23 protein-coding genes are annotated in these 26100 nt (G+C 43.7%); 8 read left to right on the top strand and 15 right to left on the bottom strand.

Going from position 1 to position 26100, the window contains the following annotated elements; genetic code table 11:
* Nucleotides 1-28: 28 nt before the first annotated feature.
* A complete protein-coding gene (locus R7P35_RS08235) occupies nucleotides 29-238 on the top strand; it encodes a DUF1127 domain-containing protein (protein ID WP_005380156.1) in 210 nt (69 codons plus the stop codon).
* 68 nt (nucleotides 239-306) lie between these two features.
* Here the strand turns inward: R7P35_RS08235 and R7P35_RS08230 are convergent, their stop codons facing one another.
* The gene (locus tag R7P35_RS08230) at nucleotides 307-1998 is read right to left on the bottom strand and encodes an AMP-binding protein (RefSeq protein ID WP_206953302.1); all 1692 of its coding nucleotides are present in this window, start codon (nucleotides 1996-1998) and stop codon (nucleotides 307-309) included.
* A 476-nt stretch (nucleotides 1999-2474) separates the two neighbouring features.
* Between R7P35_RS08230 and R7P35_RS08225 the strand changes: the two genes are divergently transcribed.
* Nucleotides 2475-3470: a transporter gene (locus R7P35_RS08225; RefSeq protein ID WP_005380160.1), complete on the top strand. Its 996-nt coding sequence runs from the start codon at nucleotides 2475-2477 to the stop codon at nucleotides 3468-3470.
* Between the two features lie 224 nt (nucleotides 3471-3694).
* Here the strand turns inward: R7P35_RS08225 and R7P35_RS08220 are convergent, their stop codons facing one another.
* Genes R7P35_RS08220 through R7P35_RS08205 form a run of 4 tightly spaced genes read right to left on the bottom strand, consistent with a single transcriptional unit; the run spans nucleotide 3695 to nucleotide 6230 of the window.
* Nucleotides 3695-4261: a hypothetical protein gene (locus R7P35_RS08220; RefSeq protein WP_064376472.1), complete on the bottom strand. Its 567-nt coding sequence runs from the start codon at nucleotides 4259-4261 to the stop codon at nucleotides 3695-3697.
* A 54-nt stretch (nucleotides 4262-4315) separates the two neighbouring features.
* Entirely contained in the window at nucleotides 4316-4993 is a 678-nt protein-coding gene (locus tag R7P35_RS08215; RefSeq protein WP_033905563.1) for a C39 family peptidase, read from the bottom strand.
* 5 nt (nucleotides 4994-4998) lie between these two features.
* Nucleotides 4999-5322, bottom strand: coding sequence for a hypothetical protein (locus R7P35_RS08210; protein WP_005380167.1), 324 nt, complete (start codon nucleotides 5320-5322; stop codon nucleotides 4999-5001).
* A 20-nt stretch (nucleotides 5323-5342) separates the two neighbouring features.
* Entirely contained in the window at nucleotides 5343-6230 is an 888-nt protein-coding gene (locus tag R7P35_RS08205; RefSeq protein WP_064354267.1) for a hypothetical protein, read from the bottom strand.
* A gap of 568 nt (nucleotides 6231-6798) precedes the next feature.
* Between R7P35_RS08205 and R7P35_RS08200 the strand changes: the two genes are divergently transcribed.
* Entirely contained in the window at nucleotides 6799-7443 is a 645-nt protein-coding gene (locus R7P35_RS08200) for a helix-turn-helix transcriptional regulator (protein ID WP_005380169.1), read from the top strand.
* Nucleotides 7444-7566: 123 nt separating this feature from the next.
* Here the strand turns inward: R7P35_RS08200 and chrA are convergent, their stop codons facing one another.
* Nucleotides 7567-8706, bottom strand: a complete 1140-nt coding sequence (chrA, locus tag R7P35_RS08195; protein ID WP_158156820.1) for a chromate efflux transporter — start codon at nucleotides 8704-8706, stop codon at nucleotides 7567-7569.
* A gap of 112 nt (nucleotides 8707-8818) precedes the next feature.
* Between chrA and R7P35_RS08190 the strand changes: the two genes are divergently transcribed.
* Nucleotides 8819-9736 (top strand): LysR family transcriptional regulator, encoded by a 918-nt coding sequence (locus R7P35_RS08190; RefSeq protein ID WP_158156818.1) that lies wholly within the window; start codon nucleotides 8819-8821, stop codon nucleotides 9734-9736.
* Between the two features lie 171 nt (nucleotides 9737-9907).
* On the opposite strand, the gene ebgR is transcribed toward R7P35_RS08190, so the two are convergent.
* A complete protein-coding gene (ebgR, locus tag R7P35_RS08185; RefSeq protein ID WP_182016233.1) occupies nucleotides 9908-10894 on the bottom strand; it encodes a transcriptional regulator EbgR in 987 nt (328 codons plus the stop codon).
* 420 nt (nucleotides 10895-11314) lie between these two features.
* Here ebgR and R7P35_RS08180 point away from each other — a divergent pair, with 420 nt between their 5' ends.
* Entirely contained in the window at nucleotides 11315-11902 is a 588-nt protein-coding gene (locus tag R7P35_RS08180; protein ID WP_017636001.1) for an outer membrane beta-barrel protein, read from the top strand.
* 38 nt (nucleotides 11903-11940) lie between these two features.
* On the opposite strand, the gene R7P35_RS08175 is transcribed toward R7P35_RS08180, so the two are convergent.
* The gene (locus tag R7P35_RS08175; protein WP_206953305.1) at nucleotides 11941-12492 is read right to left on the bottom strand and encodes a gamma-glutamylcyclotransferase family protein; all 552 of its coding nucleotides are present in this window, start codon (nucleotides 12490-12492) and stop codon (nucleotides 11941-11943) included.
* A gap of 184 nt (nucleotides 12493-12676) precedes the next feature.
* Here R7P35_RS08175 and R7P35_RS08170 point away from each other — a divergent pair, with 184 nt between their 5' ends.
* Nucleotides 12677-13861, top strand: a complete 1185-nt coding sequence (locus R7P35_RS08170) for an NnrS family protein (RefSeq protein ID WP_182016232.1) — start codon at nucleotides 12677-12679, stop codon at nucleotides 13859-13861.
* A 73-nt stretch (nucleotides 13862-13934) separates the two neighbouring features.
* Here R7P35_RS08170 and R7P35_RS08165 read toward each other — a convergent pair whose 3' ends face one another.
* From R7P35_RS08165 to R7P35_RS08145, 5 genes are all read right to left on the bottom strand, one after another.
* Complete coding sequence (locus tag R7P35_RS08165; RefSeq protein ID WP_005391702.1) at nucleotides 13935-14888, bottom strand: CorA family divalent cation transporter; 954 nt, start codon at nucleotides 14886-14888, stop codon at nucleotides 13935-13937.
* Between the two features lie 279 nt (nucleotides 14889-15167).
* Nucleotides 15168-16727: a glycerol-3-phosphate dehydrogenase gene (glpD, locus tag R7P35_RS08160; RefSeq protein ID WP_017636005.1), complete on the bottom strand. Its 1560-nt coding sequence runs from the start codon at nucleotides 16725-16727 to the stop codon at nucleotides 15168-15170.
* Nucleotides 16728-16903: 176 nt separating this feature from the next.
* Nucleotides 16904-17695, bottom strand: coding sequence for a DeoR/GlpR family transcriptional regulator (locus R7P35_RS08155; RefSeq protein WP_005380192.1), 792 nt, complete (start codon nucleotides 17693-17695; stop codon nucleotides 16904-16906).
* Nucleotides 17696-17854: 159 nt separating this feature from the next.
* Nucleotides 17855-19372, bottom strand: a complete 1518-nt coding sequence (gene glpK, locus R7P35_RS08150) for a glycerol kinase GlpK (protein ID WP_005380193.1) — start codon at nucleotides 19370-19372, stop codon at nucleotides 17855-17857.
* 59 nt (nucleotides 19373-19431) lie between these two features.
* On the bottom strand, nucleotides 19432-20286 hold the full coding sequence (locus tag R7P35_RS08145; protein WP_005380195.1) for an MIP/aquaporin family protein: 855 nt from the start codon (nucleotides 20284-20286) through the stop codon (nucleotides 19432-19434).
* An 896-nt stretch (nucleotides 20287-21182) separates the two neighbouring features.
* Here R7P35_RS08145 and glpT point away from each other — a divergent pair.
* Both glpT and glpQ read left to right on the top strand, forming a co-directional pair.
* On the top strand, nucleotides 21183-22547 hold the full coding sequence (glpT, locus tag R7P35_RS08140; protein ID WP_005380199.1) for a glycerol-3-phosphate transporter: 1365 nt from the start codon (nucleotides 21183-21185) through the stop codon (nucleotides 22545-22547).
* A gap of 56 nt (nucleotides 22548-22603) precedes the next feature.
* On the top strand, nucleotides 22604-23659 hold the full coding sequence (gene glpQ / locus R7P35_RS08135) for a glycerophosphodiester phosphodiesterase (RefSeq protein WP_025768218.1): 1056 nt from the start codon (nucleotides 22604-22606) through the stop codon (nucleotides 23657-23659).
* A gap of 81 nt (nucleotides 23660-23740) precedes the next feature.
* On the opposite strand, the gene dapD is transcribed toward glpQ, so the two are convergent.
* Nucleotides 23741-24772, bottom strand: a complete 1032-nt coding sequence (gene dapD / locus R7P35_RS08130; protein ID WP_042521367.1) for a 2,3,4,5-tetrahydropyridine-2,6-dicarboxylate N-succinyltransferase — start codon at nucleotides 24770-24772, stop codon at nucleotides 23741-23743.
* A 325-nt stretch (nucleotides 24773-25097) separates the two neighbouring features.
* Complete coding sequence (locus tag R7P35_RS08125; RefSeq protein WP_005391709.1) at nucleotides 25098-26081, bottom strand: GGGtGRT protein; 984 nt, start codon at nucleotides 26079-26081, stop codon at nucleotides 25098-25100.
* Nucleotides 26082-26100 lie beyond the last annotated feature (19 nt).

Raw genomic sequence — 26100 nt, 5'->3', positions numbered from 1 at the left:
TGGTCAACATTGTATAGGAATCTCTGAAATGGAAAACATGACACACACTTGTGAGCGTACTATACCTACTGCCCATCAGAGCGGGTTACAGTTAATTTATTCTAAACTGGCGGCTTGGAGAAGGAACTATAAGACACGTCGTCACTTGAGAGAGTTACCAAAGCACCTTTGGGACGATATTGGATTAGGTGAAAGGGAGATTAGTTGTGAAGTGAGTAAGCCATTCTGGAGAGAGTAGTCTATGAGTTTGATTCAAGCTCAAAGTTAAGCTGCACTCCCCAATGGTGTTGAGGAGTGCAAGCAAAATTACAAGTCTTCTTCCCACACGACCAATTCATCTTTTGGCCAATTGTGGCCTATCTCATGATACTTTTGTTCGAGCACATGACGTTTAATTTTAAGTGTTGGCGTCAGTACGCCATTTTCTATACTCCAAGGTTCTTTAATCATTAACACGCCTTTGATTTGCTCATGAGAGGCGAGTTCTTGATTCATCCTGGCAATAACTTTACGTGTGGTACGTGCGTATCGCTCTCGATCAAAGTTAGGGAAGTCATGTGGCACAACCAAAAGAATCGGAGCGGGTAGCCCTAAACCGATGAGACACATCATCTCTACGCGACTGTACTCGAAAAGCTTTTTCTCGATAGGAACCGGAGAGACAAATTTACCTTTGGCGGTTTTGAAGTTATCTTTTTTACGGCCTTGAATCGTTAGATAACCATCTGAATCGATAGCGCCGATATCGCCTGTGTGTAGCCAGCCCTCTGAATCAAAAGACTCTTGGGTGGCAATGTCATTTTTGTAGTAGCCAGAAAATAGCCCTTTGCCACGCACCATGATTTCATCATCAGCTGCGATTTTTAACTCAATGCCTGGCCCTGCATTACCGACACTACCAATTTTGTCAGCTCTAAATGGGTAGTTGAGCGTGCTGTAGGCAAATGATTCCGTCATCCCCCAAGCCTCTGTGATATCAAGGCCCACTGAGTGGTACCATTCCAACAGCGCTGGCGATACAGGTGCGGAGCCACAGCCTAATACTCGAGCCTGATCTAAACCTAGACCATCTGCTAGCTTTTTCTTGATCAAAGAATTGACGAATGGGATTTTCAACAGAATATTGAGCTTCTTCTGTGGAAGTTTGTCTTGAATACGTTGCTGGAATAGCGTCCATAATCGTGGGACGGAGATAAACAGAGTTGGTCGGTGCATCTTCACATCTTCGATAAAAGTGTCCAGTGACTCTGGAAATGCTGTTGGCACGCCACCCATAATCGATGAACCGAAGATATAAACACGCTCTGTAATATGAGCGAGCGGTAAATAAGAGAACAATCGGTCGTTTTCTTGGATACCAATATGATTGATCAGTTGCTGAACAGACCAACTGAATGCGCCGTAAGTTAGCATCGCGCCTTTCGGTAACCCTGATGTGCCTGAGGTATACACCAACGACATTAGCTTGTCATCGTAATGCTGCGGACGCTCTTCACTTGGCACTGCATCAGCAATGAGCGCTTGGTATTCGTGCTTACACTTTGGTGCCGTGTCATAAGGTAGAGCGATGCTAATGAGTTCAGGCATAGCATCAATGACTTGCTGAGTTGCTTTGGGATCATCGAGTTTTCCGCCAATGATCGCTTTACTTTCACTATGAGTCACACAGTATTCGATGGTGTCTGCACCGGCGGTAGGAAAGATTGGCACACTGACATAGTCACCAAGCATCATAGCAAGATCGCAAATAAACCATTCTGCACAGTTTTTAGATACTAACGCGACTTTGTCGCCAGGCTTTACACCAAGCGTGCGTAGTGCGCTGACAAGTTTTAAGGCTTGATCTGCAACATCAGAGAATGTGTACTCAACAAACTGTCGGTTAATAATTTGTTTTAGGTAGACCTCATTTGGACGCTCTTGAGCCCATTTGAGGATCATTTCATTTGGTGGTGGGAGAGCGCAACCAGCAGCGCTATTTAGATTCGGCTGATTCATTTTAAGTGACTCCATGTCTTCTCATTGTATTTATAATTGTTAACGCATTGTTAACTTTAGCATGTTAAATCGCGACACGGGAATGCATTTTGATGAAATATGTGGGGAAGATAGCGTTAGTTATGGTTGAAGTCGGAGCGACTCGATCTAAAAAGCAATGTGATTGATGCTACGCAAAAGAGAACAGGCTTTTCAGCTGTTATGTCATACCGACTTCATACTAAGAGCACAGGTAAGCAATTTATTTTATTAATAATATTGCGAAAACATAGAATCTATCCTAATTATTTATTAACTAGTGGCTTAGTGTTGAAGATAAGTATAAATGTCTCCTAATTTCTTCAAAGCGCCAAACTTAAAGGTATGTCGTGGTTTTGAAGTAGCTATACTAATCTTACTTTGGAAAGTTAGGAGCTTCACCTCAAGCTATTGCCTGAGATTACTTGGGTACGATCATCAGCAAAAGGAAAGATGTGATGTTACGGAAGACTTTACTGGGTACCTATCTTTGTAGTTTATTCATTGCGGGGAATGCATATGGTGCTGAAGGAGATGATATTCCTCAGCGCGCCCAAACGGTTGGTGATGTTATTGAGCGCCCAGGCGTTCTCACACCTAAAGGTAAATGGTCATTTGATTCGTCTTTGAGCTATACACAAAACTCTTCAAACAAAGTATCTGTTGTTGGATATACAGTCTTACCAACTCTGATTGTTGGGCGAATTGAAGTGAGTGATTCGGATAGGACTACAGTAACCGTTGGATTAACTGCTCGGTACGGTTTAACAAACGCCACAGAGTTAGAAGTTAGAGTGCCGTATGTGTATCGTAATGACCAAGTTTCTACGCGCCCCATTCAAGATGGTTCAAACAGTGAAGTAGTAAACACAACGGTGGATGGCGGAGGGCTTGGTGATGTAGAGTTCGCATTGAGGCACCAGTTTAACTTTGAGTCTGCGCCATACTGGGTAGGTGGCCTTAGAGTAAAGTCGGATACAGGACGATCGCCTTATGATGTTTCTATTGAAGATGGAAGCAACTCATTTAGTGATGTCCCTACAGGTTCGGGTTTTTGGAGTTTTGAGCCTAATCTATCTCTTATTCACCCTGTTGATCCTGCGGTCTTGTTCGCTAGTCTAAGTTATATTTATAACTTAGAGGATACTGTTACAGTTGGCGACACAAAAGCTGATGTTGAACTTGGAGACACTATTTCTCTTTCAGGGGGAATGGGGTTTGCGGTGAATCCTGATCTTTCATTCTCTTTAGGACTTAGCCATAAAACTATTTTAAAAAGCAAAGTAAATGGCAGATCGGCAGATGATGCTAAGTTGCTTCAATTAGATGCATTAACTTTTGGTATAAACTATGCCTTTAGTGAACGCTCATCTATCAATGTTAGTGCTCAAGCTGGTCTTACAGAAGATACTCCCGACTTTCAATTAACAGTACGAGTACCTTTTAATTTGTAAAATGGATATTAGGCCCTTGAGTCTTGGGCCTAATTTATCGTTAGCGCCTAGTGTTCGCATTATAAATTGATTGGATTATATTGGATAAAGTAGGTATATATTCTTAAAATGATGATGGCCAATTGATATATCGAACTTTCTTTTGGTATGTAATCATAGATATCAGTCGTTTCTAATATCAAAGAAGCTTAACGTGACAATTTTTCAGATAAAAATGGAAATGCTCATTGAAGGTGGTTCAATAAGGCGTCTTCTAATTGTTGGTTTGCTTTGATTTCCCGTATTACCCCATTTACTTGAGCATCAATGTCTACGAGCGTGCTAAGTCCAATAATACTGTTATCTTTCGTGTTTTGAATAATATTGATAATACTTGAATTTATAAAGTCTGAACTTATTATATTAGGATTTTGAGACGAAGGCATTTTGGGTGAATCTATAGAATCATCTCCAATAATATTGCCTTCACCAAATTGTATGATGTTAACAATACCCTGGTTGAAAACATCTCCACTTTGATTTTCACTATTTGCGCTAATGTTTTTTAAATTACCATTTTCAATTACTAAGTTGGCAATGTTTGTGTTCAAAATATCATCGCCATTTATAGTCGTAGTAATGCTTAATCCAATATTAATAATATACTCGTCCGTAATTTGGAAACCACCTCGATATTCTTCTAAAGATGAATTTGAAAGAGGAGTAAGTTCTTGCAGGCCAACATCTTTAGCATTCACATTAAAATGAGGTATTAGCATACAAAGCACTAACAAAAATTTATTGTAGTTCATAATGTAGGCCTTTCAGGTTGTTAAGTTCTTAAAGTTATTTAAAACAATGTTATATTAATTTTCACCGGAAACTGGGAGAGTAATGCTAAATACCCCTAAGGAATCTCTAGACACTCCTGTTTTTAATGGTGATCTTTGATATACGGTGAAATTATCATTGGTTATAAAGCTAGACCGTCCCATTTCCGCTTCGTTACGGACCAGTAACACAATTCCTTGGTAATATTTTTCAAACTCATCCAGTTTCATTATCATGGTTCCTCTAGAAGGGTCTCCTAGAATAACTGAGTGATTGTTTATACCTCTGATGACAACAAAATGCATATACCCGTCGAAATTAACGAGAGTAATCCCAGGGACGCCGACTTCTTTAATTTTCTCCAGTCCTACTTGAAAGCCGTCAGAACGTAACCCTATGGAATCCAAGTAAAACTTCATATCCAACAAAGAAAAACCTTTCTCTTTGATTTTTTCTTTATCACCTTTTTCAAACATGCTTTTGAAGATATCTTGTTCAGATGACTCTGTTGCATAATGAAAAGTGAGAAGAGAAGCCAGGGCGGCAGAGCCACAGCTGAAGTCATACTGTTGGCGAAAAACATCACCGAACACTATTTCTTTGTAGCTTTTAACAGGAACAGAGTAATGTGCTCGGTAAGGTAGCAGTTCTAATGAAATGGCTGATGCTGAATAAACGAGCATCAGCCAAATTACGTTATTTAATACTTTCATATTGTTTACTTGAGTGTCAGGTTAACGACGGTAGAGTTCTGGATTAAAACGTTGTTTCCGCTGTTCTGAATTACGTTGGATATACCCGAACTGTCTGCGAACGCTCCACTTGATAGTATATTGTTACCACTCACGGTGTTTGACGCGACATTATCTGACGAAATACCATTGATATCTGATTCTGCATAAACCAAGTCGAGTTCAACATTTTGTCCACCTCTTGATTCATTCATGATATCCAAGCTAACTTCTCCGCCAGATAATGCAATGTCATCAGCGAGTGCAGTGCAGGCAACTATCATACTCAAAGTACAGATTGCCAAACGCATCGCTTTCTCCTACTAGTCGGTTACTCACCCCCAGTAAACACACTTGCATTAGTTGTAACAGATTGTTGTACAAGTGAATTTGAACCAGCATTCTGACCAACGGTAGTAATACCAGCTGCACCACCAAGACCACCAAGGGTGTTCATGTTTTCAACTCGAACTCGAGTATCATCCGCGTTAGTTGCATAAATAACTGATGCACCTGTAACACCACCCATTAGGCTTGAGCTCGCAACAACCATATCTGTATCCATATGGACTTGATTGAAGCTATCAACATTTGTTGAGCTCGAGTCACTTTGATAGTTACTATTGTCGTTAAAGCTGTTCGAGTTTGTTGTGCTTGAATCAGCGTAGCTACGGTTATCACTCTGGTTACGGTTGTCGCTTTGATTACGATTATCGCTGTTATCGTTAAAGCTACTGTTGATACTAGAGTCACTGTTGTCGTTGTGGCTTCTATTTGTGTTAGTACTTGAATCACTACTATCACTATTTAGGCTCACATCAAGATCAGCACTGGTACTGTTGTCGTTAGCGTTAGACGTACTATTGTCGTTGTGGCTTTGAGCTGTGTTAGTGCTCGAGTTTGAGTTGTCGCTGTTGTTATTAAAGCTGTCATCAACACCAAGAGTTGCACTGTTGTCAGTGTCGCTGTTGTCGTTGAAGCTATGACCAATACCTAGTGACGCACTATTATCGCTGTTGTCGTTGAAGCTATCACCAACACCGAGAGATGCGCTATTGTCACTGTTATCATTGAAGCTGCCAGATAAACCGATATCGGTATTAGCGCTGTCAGTCCATTGCATGTTGTCGTCTCCATCATCGATCTCATTCGCGATTAGAGAGCCACTAAATAAAATTGCTGACATTGCTAAAGCAAGCCCTGTTTTGTTTAGAGTCATAACGATTACTCCATTTCCTGTTATTCCTGATTAAAAATGACTGCACTTAACTTCTTGCTGCTTCCTTCAAATGTTGTGGGAAGCGATGAAATTATAAGAAAGGATCAGTGAAAGCTGTTCTCATTATTGAGAATGATTCAGGCTGGAAGGGAGTATTTAGGTGCGTCTCTTTAAGGTGTTAAAGAAAAAAATAACATAATCATAATGTTATTTTTTGTATTTACTTTAAGTACTCATCAAGTATGAAATGAAGCCAATATAAAGAAGTAATTCGTTCTATTGCACTGAGCGGAGCAGTCATCCATTTTTTATAAATGGTATTTTATCCAATTATTATCTTTATTATTTAATATTATAAATCATATCCTTATGCTAACACAGGTTGAAAAGTATGGATAAAAACACAACAGGTTCATACTTTTTAAGTCTTTTTCGGTGCTGAAAAGCAATGCGATATCATTCTGAAGTGCTATATTTTCTACTTAAAATGAAGATAAATTCTCTTTGCTATCCCCAATTAATTTTCTAACGGGGGTTGGTGAAACAGGTAAGTTAATGTGGTGGGACTATGGAAAAGAAGCACTTGATACTGCTAGCTGAGAGTAATTTACAAAGTAACTTAATAAAAAAACAACTATCTTCCATTCATGATGTCGATGTAAAGATAATGCAACCAGATGAAGTGGTGTTCAGAAGTCACTCACTCAGTATCGATTTGATGTTTATTGATTACGATTTTATGCGTCAGCTTGAAGTTCAAGGAAAGTTACCAGATTTTGATCTATTTGGGTGGTCCTTTATGCTTCACAACGTCCCTTGTGAAAAAGTACAAACGGACTTACTGCATTGGAAGTTGTTAAAAGGAATTTTGCTCCGAAGTGCATCAGTGACACATATATGTGATGGCGCGGAATACGTACTGAAAGGAGGGTTGTGGCTACCAAGAATGTACCTAGAGAAGTTAGTCCTCAATTATCGGCATGCAAATTTGTCCGAAGAACAGCAGCATGATGAGTTAACATGCAGAGAAAAACAGATTCTAGAGCTACTTGTGTACGGCATTTCAAATCAACAAATTGCTTCAAGACTTTTTTTATCTGAAAGTACAGTGAAAAGCCATATATACAAGTTGTACAAAAAACTCGATGTCCATTCTCGTCATGATGCGGTTAAGTTGGTAAGAATGAACAATGGCTTAACCGAGAGAAGTTAAGTCATAATTTTGGATGCTCTTTTTATCGGGGTCTGTTCCGTTTTCGCTATCTAATCTAAGCAAGGGCACTCGTATTTGAGTGCCCGTGGTTTATCTGGATTCAATAGTTGGTGTATCAGCAGGCTAAATCATGCCCGTGACAAGGCCTGCTGCCACAAAAAACACGATCATCCATAGCACCGATAGGTTGATCTTTTTGTGTAGATAAAAACCTGCAACCACTAACGCCATGTCGATGGGAGCAACAACTGCGCTGCTAAATACTGGCTGGTAAAGTGCCGCGAGTAGCAACCCTACTACCGAGGCATTGACACCGTTGATGGCGCCGGAGACCAGCGGTTTGCCTGCCAGTGCTTGCCAGTTTTTAAGAACGCCAAGCAGTAAAAGAAACCCTGGGAGGAATACGCCAAGCGTTGCGATCAGAGCGCCTAAAATTGGCGTATCCGAAAGCTCGTAACCGATAAAAGTCGCAAAGGTGAACATTGGCCCTGGTACAGCTTGTGCAGCGGCGTAGCCTGTTAAAAATGCATCTTGGCTGAGCTGGTCGCCAACAATGTTTTGCAGAAGCGGCAGAACCACATGACCGCCACCAAACACTAAGCTACCAGCTTGGAAAAAATCACTAAACAGCCCAAGCAAAGGTAACGTATGAGCCACTAACGGTAAGCCGAGTAAAAGCACCGCAAATAGAGCCAATGGCGCGATAGACGGTTTAAACGACTCGGCTGATGGCGCGGAGTCTTTCTTTAGATATCGCATTCCGACAAAACCTGCTGCGATCAACACGAACATTTGCGTCATGATGCTTGGTGCCACTAGCAACGCAATCGCAGTCGCGACGCACACACCCGCGGTCAGTTTACTTTGGCAGAAGTTTTTGTACATGCCCCAAGTCGCATCCGCCACGACGACGACTGCGAGCAGTTTTAGGCCGTGAACGATGTTTTGGAACACTGCGGTGTCGGTGATTTGGCTGCTCACCATCGCCAGCGCCAACATGATGGCCACTGAAGGAAGCGTGAATCCGACAAATGCTGCGCATGCGCCACCTAAACCGCCACGTTTATAGCCTAAAGCAAAGCCAACTTGGCTTGAGCCCGGTCCCGGCAAAAACTGACTGAGCGCGACAATTTGCGCGTACTCACTGTCATCAAGCCATTTCAGTTTCTCAACAAATGTTTGGCGAAAATAACCAATATGAGCCGCAGGGCCGCCGAAGCTGAACCAACCCAGCCAGAAAAAAGTTTTGAATATGGTGAACATGTCGAGCCTGTTTATCTAAAAAGCATTGTTGCTAATTTATCGAATGCTCTAAAATGACTCAAATTGATGATTTTAATTTCATCTATGAATGAGATGGGATGAGGATGTTGGAGTGAAAGAGGACATTCAGTGGCGCAACATTGACTTGAACTTATTGGTGACGTTTTCCTACTTGTATCGCTATCGAAGCGTTAGCGTCGCGGCAGAGAAAAGTTACGTTAGCCAGTCGGCGATGAGTCATAGTTTGTCTCGTTTAAGGTTGTTGTTTGACGACCCGCTTTTTGAGCGAAAAGGGCACAAGATGGAGCCCACCGAGCACGCTCACCACATCGCGCCAACTGTGCATCACTTATTGGATTCTATCGCCAAAGACTTGCTCACTAAGTCTGCCTTCCAACCTGAAAATTACGCGGGTGTATGTCGCATCGGGTTAACGGATTATGCCGAGTTTATCTTTGCTCCTCGGCTTTATGACGAAATACGCCAGCGCGCCCCAGAGGCGCAGATCAGTTTTATTAACGTCAATCGTAGCAACTACGTGGCATTAACTGAGCATGAAAAGCTCGATGTCATTATTGGCAGCATGCCGGTGTTGGATGACAACTTTGAGAGCTTGTACTTGTACACCGAAAAGCACGTGTGCATGTGTGATAAACAGGTATTGCAAGGGGAAACACAGCTGTCTCTGGAAGCGTTCGCGAACATAGAGCAAGCTCTGGTAAGTCCCGATGGGAGCTTAAAGACACAAGTAGACCAAAAGCTCGCAGAACATGGCTTGAGCCGCAAAGTCACCGTGGCGTCGCGCAACTTTCTCACTATTCGGCATCTGTTGAAAAAGCGCGATCTCATTGCCATCGTGCCAGAAAAAATGGCGTTGGCGGAGGGCTTTTCGGACGATCTCACTACTGTTAAGCCGCCGATCGCCGTTGCGGATTTTGATATTGCCATGCTGTGGCATTCCAGCCGAAACAATGAAGACAAAGGCATTTGGCTACGCGAGTTGGTTTTTTCGACCATCACCTCTAAATGATAAACATTTGGGGCACTCATGGTGCTTAGAGTTATTTGTTGTTGGACTTCTTACTACCCGCTGAGTTATCGGCGTTACACCGAAACAGTACTGATTGTGCAAAATGAATGTCTTGGGTTAGGGGGGGGATGTTCCAGATTTAATTCATAAAAGAGATTAATGGAAAAGGTATCATTGAGTTGTACCACGTAGTTTAAGCTCTGTTTGAACGTATACATGAAGAGGGAGTAAGCGTCCATCTCGGTATTTTTCCACCAGTAAGTTCACTCCCTGAGTTCCCATCAACTCAGAGTGAATACGAATTGTAGACAACGGCGGAAAGGTAAAGCGAGCAGTAGGAATATCATTCATACTAATCAACGTAATATCCTCTGGTATCTTTAAGCCAAATTCATGGATTGCACGTACTATGCCAATCGCGATGGAGTCTGAATCAATGAATACTGCTTTCGGGAAGTCACCTTTGGCTAGCATCTCTTTCGCTAAGTTATAACCGGACAAACTAGAGCAGGCACAATAGTGTATATCTTGTTCTGCGACCACGCCTTTTAGATAGCCATAGTCCAAAAACACATTTTTACGAGTGTCAGCTGCGTCGGGCTTGTTTTGACCGCTAATATAACCGATGCGGCGGTGGCCTCGTTGTACAAAGAAATCAACCACTTGCCTACTGATTCGAATAAGGTCGACATCAACGCAATCATAAGGGCAGGTTGGATCTGAAAAGTTTATGTAGCAGATGCTATCGGCTAGACGTTTAGGTAATTTATCTACTACCTTTTGGTCGACATTTCCGACTAAAAGGACACCTGTTATCTTTTTCGTTTCAACATCAATTTCACTGTTATAGCAATTGGTTAGCGTAATACCTAATTTGTCGCATTGCGTTTCAATCCCATGACGAATTGATAAGTAGTAAGGGTCATTCACCTCTGTTTCTTGTTTGTAGTTATATAAGGCTAAAAAGTGATGTTTTTGCTTAACTTCTTTGATGCCTTTCTTCGAGCTACTGGTGCGGTACTCCAGTTTTTCTGCAATTTCCAAAATGCGGTATTTGGTTTCTTCTTTAACGCTCAACGTTGGGTCGTTGTTCAAAACCCGCGATACGGTTGCAAGTGAGACGCCTGCTTCAATGGCGATATCTTTTAGCTTTGCCATGTAAATTTCCCGTTGGCACTGCCCAAGTGTGAGCTCAATAATCTGACTATTTTAAACAGCTACTTAGATATGCACAAACCTTTAGTAAGACAGTCCTAAACACTTTAAATCATCATATCAAGCCAACTTGTTTTCATGAAATAGACTCTATTGAGTAATAAATAAAGCCGTAAACGTAAGGATTATATTGCTGTAAAAATACTGAAAAACGCGACTGGTTTGGAAACTTGCTACTTGTGGTAACTCTAGTACTTAATAGGAGTCGAGCTGTTTAGAGTTTAATCAAGCAAACGTTTTATTGTTCATGTTTATGTTTTGTGTCTCATTTTATAAACAAATCAATAGGAAAGTATTCAACTCTATTTATAATCTCCGCGCTTTTAAAAGCTGTCTAACAGTATGAAAAATTGGGAAATTATAATGAAAAAAGTATTGCCATTATTGGCTTTAGGTGCAGTGGTTGCTTCAGCGTCAGTTCAAGCAAAAGGTAACTGGTATGTTGGTGCTGATTTGGTAAATTCAGATCTTAAAGTTAAAAGCTTGTCAAAAGATTTTTCTGCGACAGGTCTTAGCCTTGCTGTAGGTAAAGAGCTGCAATATTCAGAAAACTTCAAACTAGCTTTTGAAGGTGAGTACATATACTTTGGCGACTTTGAAGAAACATTTTCTTACATGGGGTGGCCGGTTAAATTTAGTGTTGATGCTTCTGCGTTCAATTTCAATGCGAAGCCTAAATACCAATTTGCAGGTACAGGCTTCTATGTTGGTGCGATTGCTGGCCTTGGTGTAATGAGTGTTTCTTATGAAGTGAAATCATCTAGCACTGTTACCGATGATGGTCGTGATGTAGGCTTTAACTACGGTGTTGAGGCTGGTTATGAGTTTGCTTCAGGTTTGGTTGTATCTGGTGGCTACCGTGCTTCTTCGGTAAGTATTGATGCCGAAAACGGTGGCAGCGAAGATTTTGATTTTGACAGCCTGTACGTTGGTGTTGATTACAAGTTTTAAGCTCGCGTAAGCAAAACATAGATACTAAAAAGGAGCCGTTAGGCTCCTTTTTTGATCAGATTATCAATCAACTCATAATGGTGATCTTGTACGCCTGCAAGGTTGCCATATTTGGGTTGATGGCGGTCATTTTCTTTCGCGTGTTGCCAGCCAATGGTGTGACGCACAAAATGCTCTGCAAACGCGTGGGAAATTTCCAAGCAACCTGCCAGCACGGTATCAACATAACTTTGCATGATTGGGCTCTTTGCGCATGGTGGTAGTGGCTCGTCTTTTACGTAAACCCAAATGTCATGTTCTTGGTTAAAACTCGCATCTGTTTCGATTTGATCTGGCTGAAGTTGAATACGATGATAACCTCGCTCACGGCGGTCGAATTCTGCGAGCGCTTCTTTATTCACTTCGAGTAAAACGCCATTAACCTGTCCATCGCCTTGGTTCACCACTAATGGAGAGAGGCTGTAGCTGTCGTCAATCTTCCCCCAGTAGCGCACCAGTCCATGAGCAATGACGGGAATGGCTTCTCCCGTTTGTCCGGTTAACTTACGTGACGCAGAATTAATCAAACTGCCATAGCCAAATATGTACATCTTCGTTGCATCCCTTAACTGATGGTTGTGTCTCTCACCGTTTATACCTAACCCGCCTCTGAAGCACAACTTTACCTCTTAAGTATAATCTTAATTATAAACATGTATTTTTTATGCATGTTTGTGGTAGCATTAATATTGTAGTTGAGTCAACCAGCATCAAGAGACGCTTGAGGGCAAGATAATGCTGAATATCACCGATAAAAAAGTGGAAGAAAAAATCCCCGCATGGCTGCGATTAGGCTTTCGGCCGTTTTTTCTGTTTGGGTCGATTTACGCCATTGTTGCGATCGCGTTGTGGGTGTGGATGTTCCAGAGCGGACAGCCAAACGCATTAGCTGTACCGGCATTATGGTGGCACGTACATGAAATGTTGTTCGGTTTTTCGATGGCAATCGTAGTTGGCTTTGTACTGACCGCGGTACAAAACTGGACTGGCATTAATGGTACCAAGCATTACATGCTTCTGGCTTTATTTGGCTTGTGGTTAGTGCCCCGCATATTGCTTTGGACACAAGCACCGTTATGGTTAACCAGCAGTATCGAAGCGGTATTTTTACTGTTTGTCGCCTATGAGGTGGGCATTCGTGTGTATCGAGCCAAAGGTTGGCGTAATTTGTTTTTCGTTCCACTGTTTCTTTTGGCCATCTTTGCGAACTTTGCAAGCTACGCAACGATAAAAGGTATGCCGCCCTTTAGCTCTTCAGCGGTGTGGCAAGCAATGCTGTGGTGGTTTACCTTGCTGTTGTCAGTGATGGGCGGACGTGTGATTCCATTTTTTACTGCGCGTCGATTTAATTTCGAAAAAGCGCAACCATTGGCTTGGTTAGAGTGGTTCGCGAACTTGCCATTGGTAATGCTATTTGTGCTGAGCTTTTTCCCTGTGACGTTTGCAGAACTAGGTAGTCCTTTGATGCTATTTGCAGGTGTTGCTCAGTTGGTGCGTTTTGTTCGCTGGAAACCTTGGTTAACCCTGAGCGAGCCTTTAGTGTGGTCGCTGCATGCTGCGTATTTGTGTTTACCACTAAGCTTAATTTTGCGAGGCGTCTGGGGAGATGCATTTGCCAGCCATAACCTCATTCACCTGTTTGCGATAGGTGCGTTAGGCGGTTTGATTTTAGCGATGATTACACGGGTGACGATGGGACATACTGGTCGCATGATCTACAAAGGGCCAAACATGAGCCTTGCGTTTGCAGCGATTACCGCGGCAGCTTTGGTTCGCAGTTTCGCCGTGATCTTTGATCCAGCGAACATGATACTGTGGATTGATATCAGCGGCGGATTATGGATTGTTGCGTTTGGGCTATTTGTGTGGCGCTTTGGTGTGATGCTTGTGACCCCTCGTGTGGATGGTCACCCCGGATAAGATTCTAATGTGAGTAGAGAAAAGAGGAGCCGCGTGCTCCTCTTTTGGTTTTTGTTCTTTATAGGTTTAGTGTTTATTCGTCTTCGTCGTCCGCTTTATTCGTGAGCCCCAAGCGTTTAAATAGCCACCACTCTAGACCAAAAATGACAATTAAGGCGATGCAGAACCAGGTGAATGCCATGGTGGATTCCACACCTGGCATTCCACCAACATTGATGCCGAGTAAACCTGTTAAGAAGCTGGTTGGTAGAAAAATCGTTGCTACCAAAGTAAACAGGTAACTGTTTTTATTGGTTTTCTCATCACGATGATGTTTGATCTCTTCTTGGAAAAGCGCCACTTCTCCAAGATAAAACTCAAGTGTTTCATTTATGCGCGTAATATTATTGTGTGCGAAGCGATATTGATGAGGTCTCAAAGCAATCAATTCTGATTCTGACTCCACAAGATCACGGATAGCGTACTGCTGAGGGCGAATAAAACGCTTGATAGAAATCAATGCTTTTTGAGTCGCCATATGTTTGTACGTCGATTCATCATTCACGTCGAACTGGTTTAGTGTTTCTTCAATTGTATCAAGGTAAATGTCTATTTTACTGTTTAATCCTTCAATGATCTGATGAAGTAAACTGGCAAGACTTTTTGGGCCTTTGTGTTCCGCTAATGCTTGGCGAATCTCCATGATCGCGCGTGATGGAATTTTACGAGTTGAAATGAGTGCGCCTTGAAAGTAGAGAATTCGAATACTAAGCATATCTTCTGGTGATGCATTGCCGTTCATATTGACGCCTCGTAAAATCAACATGAAGTTCTCGTCATCTAAAGGATGGAAAGATGGTCGGCTTTCGTCGGCTAATAGATGATCAACCGTTGCACGAGGCACTTGGTTCTGCTCCAGCCAACCACGAATATCAGGATGCAGCCGTTCGCAATGGTACCAATGCTTAGCTTGAATTTGCTCTGCCGTGGTGGATTGTTGAGTTGCTTCTGGGGTTGAGAAGTCCCAATGTTCAATCATAAAACCCATTTTCTTTTCCTTGTTTGAGCCGATACCAAAATAACCTCAAGATACTTCTTTCGCGAGAATTGCATTGCCATACAGAGGCAATACTCTGAGTACGGTACTCTGAAGTCATTGATGCATTATTTTTCAAATGAGTATGATTGTATTTAACGCCAAATGTCTATGAATAGTTGTTCTTATTTGCAATCGAGTGGAGCGCACCAAGGTGTTGTGCTTAAACAACAAAACAAAAAGCCTGCAACTAAGCAGGCTTTATTGTGGGGGAGGGAGGGAGGGGAGCTGTTAGCCAACTTGAGAAAGATTAACCACTTTCTGTTGTAGCTTTTTCTTTAAATAGTCCGTTAAGGCCTGTTTTTCTTCCTCGTTCATGTAAAGACCAAGCTTAGTACGGCGCCATAAAATGTCTTCATCGGTCATTGCCATTTCATGGTTCATTAAGTAATCGATCTCACGTTGGTAAACACCACCTGCTTGTGCCGAGAACGTTTGTCCTAAGTCAGCTTCACTTGTTGTGCCTTCCATTAAGTTCCAGGTTTGGGTACCAAACTGTGTGACATAACGAAGAATCAATGCTTCTGGCGCCCAGGTGTATTTAGCGTGAATTTGTTTAGCTAATTGTTCACGACTACAGCTGAAGTTACCACCAGGAAGGGTTTGGTTGGCCGTCCAGTCTTTACCCATTTCAGGTAGGAACGGAGCAAGTTTCTTCATTGCTGCTTCACCTAACTTACGGTAGGTCGTTAACTTACCACCAAAAACAGAAAGCAGAGGTGCATGGTCGTATTCCGCATCGAGCTCTAGCGTGTAGTCTCGTGTGATTGCTTGCGGAGAGTCAGATTCATCGTCACATAAAGGACGAACACCGCTGTATGTCCAAACTACATCTTCGCGAGTCAACTGGTGGACAAAGTGTTGGTTTACGATATCAATGAGGTAATCGACTTCGTCATCTGAGATCGATACTTCGCGTGGGTCACCTTTGTATTCCACATCTGTTGTACCAATGATTGAGAACTTATCTAAGTAAGGAATCATAAATACGATGCGATTGTCTTTGTTTTGAAGGATGTAGGCTTGCGGTTCGTTGTGGATACGAGGAACAACGATGTGCGAGCCTTTGATTAAGCGAATGTTACGAGGAGAGGCTTGCTCTAATCCATCATCAAAGAACTGTTTTACCCAAGGCCCCGCAGCATTGACTAACGCTTTCGCTTTACGTTCGAAACGTTGGTCTGTCATCACATCGTGAATAGTAACGTGCCAGATACCACCTTCACGGTGTGCTTTTTCCACGCGGCAGTAGTTACGTACTTCAGCATGGTTTTCGCGAGCCGCAAGAACGTTCAGTAATACTAAACGTGCATCATCAACCCAACAGTCAGAGTATTCGAAACCCGTTTTCATCTCTGGTTTTAGCAAGCCAGATTTCGCAAGGTTGACGGTTTTACTGCCTTGCAGCGTCGTACGTTTACCCAAGTTATCGTAAAGGAAAAGGCCACAACGAATCATCCAAGCTGGGCGTAGGAATGGGCGATGCGGTAAACGGAAACGCATTGGTAATGCGACGTGTGGTGCTTTACGAAGAATAACCTCACGCTCTGCGAGCGCTTCCGAAACTAAACGAAACTCGTAGTGTTCAAGGTAGCGTAAACCGCCGTGTATCAGTTTAGAACTTGCTGAAGAAGTCGCAGATGCGAAGTCATTTGCTTCATATAAGCCAACACTCAAACCTCGGCCAGCTGCGTCTGCTGCAATACCAGCTCCGTTAATGCCGCCACCGATTACGATCAAGTCTAAGGTAGTGGATGAGCTAGTAGTGGAAGCATTATTTTGTATACTCATAAATTTGACCTCTTGGTGAGCGAACGAGCATTTTAGAACATAATGTAATCCTAGCTCAGGTTTCGTTTGTGATCATCTATTATTTTCGTTTGTGAGCGTTTTGTGTGATTTAGACACAAAAAAACCTCTGTCTAATTAAGACAGAGGTCATTTGAGGGGAAATTATACGATTGACGTTACTCGTTTTCGGAGTTTGATTCGTTAGCTTCAACCACTTCAAGTGGGATAGAAGCTTCCTTCAAAATTGACAAGATTTCTTCTGGTGGCTGCTTATTGGTAAAGATCATGTTGAGCTGTGCAATATTGCCTAGTTTCACCATAGCATTGCGCCCGAACTTGGTGTGGTCTACGGCCAGAAATACACTACGGCTATTGTCAATGATCGCTTGTTTGACCCGGACTTCGTGGTAATCAAAGTCTAATAGCGAGCCATCGAAGTCGATACCGCTAATGCCGAGAATACCAAAGTCGAGACGGAACTGTTTAACGAAATCGAGGGTAGCCTCGCCAACAATACCGCCGTCTCTGCTGCGGACTTCTCCACCCGCCAAAATGACTTTGATTTCAGGGTTAGGGAAAAGAATGGTCGCAACATTGATGTTGTTGGTGACAACACGCAACTGTTTATGGTTTTTATTGAGCGCTCGCGCAACTGCTTCTGGTGTAGTGCCAATATCGATGAATAGTGTGGCACCATCTGGAATGTGTTTGACTACCTCGTCTGCAATGACATCTTTTTCATTGAAGTTGAGCGCTTTACGCGTGTTGTAAGATGTGTTTTCAGAACTGAGAGGAATAGTGGCTCCACCGTGATAACGACGAATTTTGTTGTCATCGGCGAGTTCATTGAGATCGCGTCGGATGGTTTGTGGGCTGACATTGAATCTTTCTACCAACTCATCCGTGCTGACATAGCCTTGTTTTTTCACCAGCTCAACAATCTGCTGGTGTCGAGGTATTTGCTTCACTTACCACTCCCTTGTGCATTGGTAACGGCCAATGCTTCAAATTCGAAGCTCTATTGTGCTCGAATTTGCTCGTTGTGAGAAGTAAGCGAGTTCAGGAATCGGGGATAAAGCGCAAAAAGAGCGCACAAATGGCGCTCTTTTTTTCTTATGGAGATGAGATTAATCTTCTTCGTCGTGAAGTTCAGACCAGGTTTGTGCACATTTCACTGCACGTTTCCAGCCCTTGTAACGACGATTGCGTTTTTCTTCATCATCGTGTGGCTCAAAGGTGCGATCAAGTACCGCTTTATTCTGCAACTCATCAATGCTATCCCAGTAACCAACGGCAAGGCCGGCAAGGTAGGCTGCACCAAGAGCGGTAACCTCAGTTACTTGAGGGCGGTGTACTTCTGTGTTCAATACATCGGATTGGAATTGCATGAGGAAGTTGTTCGCTACTGCACCACCATCGACGCGAAGGTTCGCAAGCTTAATGCCTGAGTCAGCTTGCATCGCATCCAGTACGTCACGAGTTTGATAAGCGATGCCTTCTAATGTTGCACGGATGATATGGTTTGAATTCACGCCGCGAGTAAGGCCGACAATCGTGCCACGTGCGTAGGCATCCCAGTATGGTGCGCCTAAACCAGTAAATGCAGGCACGACATAAACGCCGTTTGATGTATCCACTTTTGTCGCGAAGTATTCAGAGTCTTCTGCACCGTTTAGGATTTTTAATTCATCACGTAGCCATTGGATAGAAGCTCCACCCATGAATACGGCACCTTCAAGTGCATAAGCTGGTTCGCCTGCAGGACCACAAGCCAAAGTTGTTAGAAGACCATGTGTCGAAGTGACTTTTTCTTGGCCCGTATTCATTAGCAAGAAACAACCCGTACCGTAAGTGTTTTTCGCTTGACCCGCTTCAACACACATTTGGCCGTAAAGCGCCGCTTGTTGGTCACCTGCGATTCCAGAAATAGGAATACGAGTACCGCCTTTACCACCGATGTTGGTTTTACCGTAAATTTCCGATGAGCGCTTCACTTCTGGCATCATAGATGCTGGGATGCCAAGCTCATCTAACATTTTTTGATCCCAACATAGATCGTTGATGTTAAACAGCATGGTACGTGATGCGTTGGTGTAGTCGGTTACGTGAACGCGACCTTGAGTCATCTTCCAAACTAACCAAGTATCGACAGTACCAAACAACAGCTTGCCTGCTTCTGCGTCTTCTCGTGCGCCTTCAACATTGTCCAGAATCCATTTAACTTTGGTACCGGAGAAGTAAGGGTCAAGCACCAAACCAGTGTTGTCACGTACATAGTTTTCGAGACCGCGTGCTTTTAAATCTTCACAGATATCAGCAGTACGGCGACATTGCCATACTATCGCATTGTAAACGGGTTTACCTGTTTCTTTATTCCAGACGATGGTCGTTTCACGCTGGTTAGTAATACCGATAGCCGCTAATTGGTCGCTACGGATGCCAGACTTAGCTAGAGCTTCTACTAAGGTAGAGCTTTGTGTTGCCCAGATCTCCATTGGATCATGTTCAACCCAACCAGCTTCTGGATAAATCTGAGTAAATTCGCGTTGCGCGACGCTTACGATGTTCGCATCGTGATCAAGAATCACTGCGCGAGAGCTTGTTGTACCTTGGTCTAGGGCAACAATGTATTTTTGCTCAGTCATGGTAAGAATCCTTTTGTTTCGTTATTTATATTTTAGTAAATGTTCGAGTTACGTCAGTTTTAAGCTCTAGCTTCTTCTGTTTCTTCTTCCGTCTCACATTGGTTTGGAATCGTGCAACCGTGACCTTGTTGTGGAAGGTAAGCGGCAATCGCTTTTGGATACAACCAACCACCAAAACACGCACCTGCAATCGGAGCAAGTAAAGGCACGATAAAGTAAGGAATGTCTTTAGCACCTGTCAGAGCGTAATCCCAGCCTGCGAAGTAAGCGAACAGCTTCGGTCCAAAGTCACGAGCAGGGTTCATCGCAAAGCCTGTTAGTGGGCCAAGTGAACCACCGATGACGGCAATCAAAATACCGATCAATAGAGGGTTCATTGCGCCACGTGCCGCGCCGTTATTTTCATCGCCCAGAGCCAGAATCGCAAACATCAGCACAGCAGTGATAACGAATTCCACAGCAAAAGCACCAAAGAAAGAGAGGGAGGCATGCGGATAGGTTGAGAAGATACCAGCAGTTGCTAGTGCATCTTGGCTGCTGCGAACGAAGTTATGAGCGATTTCGTAGTCGGTGAAAAGGTTGCTGTATAAGCTGTATACCAATGCAGCAGAACAGAATGCCCCAAGCATTTGAGCGATAATGTATGGCACCACTTTCGCCTTATCAAAACCATGGAACATAGCAAGTGCGATGGTAACGGCAGGGTTGATGTGTGCACCAGAGACGCCAGCCGTACAGTAAATAGCGATGGCGACACCGAAGCCCCATACAATACTGATTTCCCATTGTCCAAATGATGCTCCTGTTAGAACTAAGGCTGCAACACAGCCTACGCCGAAGAAAATAAGTAGTCCTGTACCGATAAACTCGGCCAAACATTCTCCAAGCAGAGAGGGGTGTTTGTTCGTTGTCATGTTAAAAGTCCTTTGATCATTTTTGCCTGTCTAGCACGATACTATTGTGCATATATAAACGTTTGCGAAAACAAACGAGCGTTAAAAATGAGCGTTTGAGCATAAATTTGTTAATCAAAGTCTTCGTTTTTGTTAAATGGCGCATCTTTTAACCGGAAAAGAACACAACGAAAATAATTTATTTGTCACGAGGCCAGTGTTGAGAGCGCTCAAATTACCGATGTGAAAAAGAATGCACAACTGGTAAGAGGAGTTTTGTGAAGCTGCTACGTGCTTGGAGACTTATTGCACAGAACTTGTGTAGCAATTAACCCTAAAGGAGTAGCGGAATGTCAAATGTATCAAGGGATAGCAGTGATATAAAAAATACGCTGTCATGTTTGGACTTTTAGAAAAAATCGTCATCCCATTGGTACCAATAGGATGAGTTGATAAGAGAATAAACGCTGTTAATGTCTTGTGTTTGTGAATCATTGCTTCGGCTTGTATTCAAATAAAAATTGTTTTTTTTATTTCGTTTGATGCTAAACGTGATCGTTTTTCAGCTTTTTAGTTATTAGTTGGTTCGGAGCGAGTAGGGCAGGCGTAAATCGCCCTTTTTACGGTTAGTTTATGTTCTAATTCGAGCCTTTGTTTCAAAGGTTTCGAATTGGAATGCTCAAGTGAGAGGTTTGAACATCAGTTTCATATTAACGAATCTTGAGTAAAGTTGAACGATGATCTAATTAATGCTCATATAATTTACTGTATTTACTTATATTTAATCCATGTGCAACATTTGTCACAGAAATAAAATCCTAACTCCATACAATTCATGAACTTTCGAACGAAGATTTATTTTGTTTCGTTCGCTCCTTTTGTGTTTTTACCATCGCATACAAAATAATGAGGTTCCTATGTTTGGAATATTCAAACCTAAGGCGCACATTGATCGTCTGTCCCCTGGCAGCATCGATAGCACCTACTCTCGCCTCCGTTGGCAACTCTTTATCGGTATCTTTGTTGGCTACGCCGGTTACTATCTAGTTCGTAAAAACTTCAGTTTGGCGATGCCTTATCTTATCGAGCAAGGCTTTAGCCGCGGAGACTTAGGTGTCGCCTTGGCAGCTGTTTCCATTGCATATGGTCTCTCTAAGTTTCTAATGGGCAGCGTTTCAGACCGCTCCAACCCTCGCTATTTCCTTAGTGGCGGCCTATTGATGTCTGCATTAGTGATGTTTTGCTTTGGCTTTATGCCATGGGCGACTGGTAGCGTCACTGCGATGTTCATTTTGCTTTTCTTAAACGGTTGGTTCCAAGGGATGGGGTGGCCTGCTTGTGGCCGAACCATGGTGCACTGGTGGTCACGTAAAGAGCGTGGTGAGATCGTTTCGGTTTGGAACGTGGCGCACAACGTGGGTGGCGGTTTGATTGGTCCACTATTTATTCTTGGCCTGTGGGCATTTAATGATGATTGGCGCACTGCATTTTATGTTCCTGCATTTTTCGCCACGTTGGTTGCTGTGTTTGTTTGGATGACGGTTCGCGATACCCCTCAGTCTTGTGGTCTGCCTCCTATTGAAGAATACAAAGACGATTACCCAGATGACTATGACAAGTCCCATGAACAAGAAATGACAGCGAAGGAAATCTTCTTCAAATACGTCTTCAACAACAAACTTCTTTGGTCGATTGCAATTGCAAACGCATTTGTTTACCTAATTCGTTACGGCGTACTGGACTGGGCACCTGTTTACCTAAAAGAAGCGAAGGATTTCTCGGTAGATAAATCGTCATGGGCTTATTTCTTATACGAATGGGCTGGCATTCCAGGAACACTATTGTGTGGTTGGATCTCTGACAAATTGTTCAAAGGTCGTCGTGCACCTGCTGGTATCTTATTTATGGTGTTAGTGACAGTTGCAGTGATGGTTTATTGGTTTAACCCTGCAGGCAACCCAACAGTAGATATGATGGCGCTTATTGCAATTGGCTTCCTAATCTATGGTCCGGTTATGCTGATCGGTTTGTACGCACTTGAACTCGCTCCGAAGAAAGCCGCAGGTACTGCCGCTGGTCTTACTGGTTTGTTTGGATACCTGGGTGGGGCAGTTGCCGCAAACGCGATTTTGGGCTACACCGTAGACCACTTTGGCTGGGATGGTGGCTTTATCATCTTAGTGGGTTCTTGTATTACTTCTATCGTGTGTTTGATGTACGCCTTCTTAGGTGAACGTGCGCACCACGAGCAAAAAGAGCGCGAGAAGGAAGCGCTAGCGTAATATTTATTTAAAGAGGCAGTGGAATACTGCCTCTTCGCTTTATCAAGGAAATAACAATGAAAACAAAGTCAGTATGTCTTACTTTTTTAGCACTTAGCCTCTCTGCTGGTGCGATTGCGAAGCCGCTTGTCATTGCGCATCGTGGTGCATCGGGCTACTTGCCTGAGCACACGCTAGAAGCCAAAGCACTTGCTTACGCAATGAAACCTGACTACATAGAGCAAGATGTGGTAATGACGAAAGATGACCAGTTGGTCGTGTTGCATGACCATTATCTCGATCGCGTAACGGATGTTGCGGAGCGTTTTCCTGATCGTGCACGTAAAGATGGTCGTTATTATGCGATTGATTTCACTCTGGCGGAAATCAAATCCTTGCGAGTAACTGAAGGCTTTAATATCGATGACAAAGGCAACAAAGTAGCGGGCTATCCAACCCGATTCCCTATGTGGAAATCTGATTTCACCGTGCCGACGTTTGCTGAAGAGATTGAGCTGATCCAAGGCTTAAACAAAACGCTGGGTTATGACATCGGTATTTACCCAGAAATTAAAGCGCCTTGGTTCCATCGTCATGAAGGTAAGGACATTTCTAAAGCAGTACTTAAAGTCTTGAAGCAGTACGGTTACGGCTCTCAAGACGACAAAGTCTACCTTCAGTGTTTTGACGCGAATGAACTTCAACGCATCAACAGTGAACTCATGCCTGCAATGGACATGGACTTAAAGCTCGTTCAGCTTATGGCTTACACGGACTGGAACGAAACTATGGTGTACAAAGGCGACAAGGCAACACCATACAGTTATGACTGGATGTTCGAAGCCGACGGAATGAAGAAAGTAGCGAGTTACGCGGAAGGAATTGGACCTTGGAAGCCGATGCTGGTGGATGATAAGTCAACCAAAGATAATATCATCATCAAGCCGTTGATGAAGGCTGCAAAAGACGCTGGCTTGCAAGTGCATCCATACACGTTCCGCGCCGATCCAGGACGCATTCCAGCGTACACTGACAGCTTTGAAGGCATGATGGATGTGTACTACAACCAAGTAAAAGTGGATGGTTTGTTTACTGATTTCCCAGATAAAGCGGTCAGCTTTTTAAATCAGTAATCACGCATTTTGCTGTAAGCTAAAAAATCCCCCAACAGTTTCCTGCTGGGGGATTTTTCGTAGGGCTAATTCACGAATGAATTAGTTGTTTTTATGCAGTTCGCTGTTCAGTTCAACCGCGCTCTTGTTAGCAAGACACTCGATTTGACCTGTTACAGAGTTACGACGGAACAGTAGGTCAGAAACACCTGCAAGATCGCGTGCTTTCACTACTTCTACTTCTTGGCCTGCAGAATCTAGCATGCGCACTTTAGAGCCAGCGGTTACGTATAGACCTGATTCGATAGTACAACGGTCACCCATTGGGAAACCAAGACCTGCGTTTGCGCCTAGTAGCGAGTTTTCACCGATAGAAACTACAACTTTACCGCCGCCAGATAGTGTGCCCATGATAGATGCGCCGCCGCCGATGTCAGAGCCGTTACCAACCACTACGCCAGCAGAGATACGACCTTCAACCATGCTCACGCCTGTTGTACCCGCGTTGAAGTTGATGAAGCCTTCGTGCATTACTGTTGTGCCTTCGCCAACGTGTGCGCCAAGACGTACGCGAGAAGTATCAGCGATACGAACGCCAGTTGGTACCACGTAGTCCACCATTTTAGGGAACTTGTCTACGCAATCTACGCTTAGTGCACGACCCGCTAGGCGAGCTTCGATTTGACGCTCTGCTAGTTCAGGTAGATCGATTGGACCTTCGTTAGTCCATGCGATGTTGTGCAGTAGACCGAAGATCCCGTCTAGTACTGTGCCGTGTGGCTTAACTAGACGGTTAGAGATAAGTTGAAGTTTTAGGAAGCCTTCAGCAACACTTTGTGGCTGCTCGTCAGTGGCAAGGATAACCAGTACAAGTGGTTGTGCTGATTCTGCTGCTTTTGCTGCGAAAGAAGCGTTTGCCGCATCGCCGTTTGCTTCAAATGCTGCTGCCAGTTCTGCGCTTTGTGCTGCAGAGATCTCGATAGCTTGGTTGCCTTGCTCATAACCTGCTACTGCTGCTAGTGCGTTAACAAGCGCTTCGCTTGGGTTAAGAACTGGGTTTGGGAAAAACGCTTCGATGATTTTGCCGTCGCGGTTTTTAGTTGCCGTACCAAAGGCTAGAGAGAAGAAAGCCATAGTTGATCTCCATGTGTTGAGTCTTGTGTCTCGTCTGTTCACTGACAAGAAATAATTAAGTTGTCGGTCATCATAAAGAGAGTGTTGGGGAGTTTAAAGAGGGGAAATGGAGAAAGTCCGTAGATGGATACCTTTTGTCTTTTTAGAGATATGTTTGTCTGATGAGAAATGTGTCGCAAAAGCCTTATCAGGCCGATTTTGGGCAGAGACACAGTGAAGTGGGAGAAGGGAGCATCGCAAAAAAATAAGGGGAGGACCGAAGTCACTCCCCCTACACTGGGTTTGTTGGATTTACTGACTTTGGATAGTAAAGCGATAAATCGACTTAGAGGCTTAGCTCACCGACCTCTACTGCAAGTGCAACCGTTGCCCCTACCATTGGATTGTTGCCCATACCGATGAAGCCCATCATCGCTACGTGTGCTGGTACTGAAGAGCTACCCGCGAATTGCGCATCGGCGTGCATGCGACCCAAGGTATCTGTCATGCCGTAAGAGGCAGGACCTGCCGCCACGTTGTCTGGGTGTAGAGTACGACCAGTACCACCACCTGATGCCACAGAGAAGTAAGGCATGCCTTCACGGTTACGTTCTGCTTTGTAGATGCCTGCTACAGGGTGTTGGAAGCGAGTCGGGTTGGTTGAGTTACCAGTGATGCTCACATCCACTTGTTCTTTATGCATGATAGCCACGCCTTCACGCACATCGTCTGCACCGTAGCAAAGGATCTCACCACGTGGACCTTGGGAGAAACGGCGACGTTCTACTTCCACTAACTCACCAGTTTGGTAGTTGTACTGAGTGCGTACGTAAGTGAAACCATTGATGCGTGAGATTAGGTAAGCGGCGTCTTTACCCAAGCCATTTAGGATAACTTTCAACGGATTTTTTCGTGACTTGTTCACGTTCAATGCGATTTTGATAGCGCCTTCTGCCGCTGCGAATGACTCATGGCCCGCAAGGAAAGCGAAACAGCCACTTTCTTCATTCAATAGACGAGCCGCCAATGCACCGTGACCGATACCCACTCGGCGTTGTTCTGCGACGCTGCCTGGTTTTGTGCAGGCTTGAAGGCCTTCACCGATGATGTTTGCAGCTTCTTCAGCTGTTTTTGCTACGCGGAAAATCGCCAAAGCAGTGCCTAGCGTGTAGGCATCGGCAGCGCTTTCAAACGCGATAGGTTGAGTGTCCATCACTAGTGCTTTAGGGTCGATACCACGATCCATACAGTATTGGTAAGCCTCTTCCAGAGAAGAAAGTTGCATTTCGTCTAATGTGCGACGTACAGATTCAGTAATTGGAGTGTTCATAATCTCTTTCCTCTTGGTG

The sequence above is a fragment of the Vibrio sp. Vb0304 genome, from assembly GCF_033338995.1.
GTDB classification, from domain to species: domain Bacteria; phylum Pseudomonadota; class Gammaproteobacteria; order Enterobacterales; family Vibrionaceae; genus Vibrio; species Vibrio alginolyticus.
This window is presented reverse-complemented; position numbering and strand designations above follow the sequence as displayed.